The sequence below is a fragment of the Variovorax sp. 01T432 genome, assembly GCF_056398605.1.
Genome location: NZ_JBFTPS010000168.1, coordinates 1 through 414 on the forward strand (window position 1 = coordinate 1; position 414 = coordinate 414).

A 414-nucleotide genomic window follows, 5' to 3' on the forward strand; every position below is an offset into this window, starting at 1 on the left:
CACGCGATCTTCGAGGCGCTCGACGAGCGCCTGGCGCATATCTTCGGCGCGGGCGGCTGGCGCCGCTGGCCCGAGGCGTACAAGGACGTCGCCCACGCCGAGGCCGTCGTGGAGCAGCTTGGCCTTGGCGACCGGGTGGGCTTTTTTCTGTTCGCACAATGGCTGGCGGACCTTGGCCTGCAGCAGGCTCAGGCCTCGGCCAAAGGCGCCGGCATGGGCATAGGACTGGTCTCGGACCTCGCCGTCGGCCTCGACCCCGGCGGCTCGCACGCTTGGAGACGGCCCCAGGAGTTGATGCTCGGCCTGACCCTGGGCGCGCCGCCTGACGCCTTTCAGGCCGCCGGACAAGGCTGGGGTTTGACCAGCTTTGCTCCCGACGCCCTTCGAGCCGCCGGCTACCAACCCTTCCTCGAC

1 protein-coding gene is annotated in these 414 nt (G+C 70.0%); it reads left to right on the top strand.

What is annotated here, in order from left to right:
* On the top strand, positions 1-414 hold a 414-nt coding region (locus AC1DNF_RS35825; protein ID WP_478153691.1), incomplete at both ends, for a 4-alpha-glucanotransferase.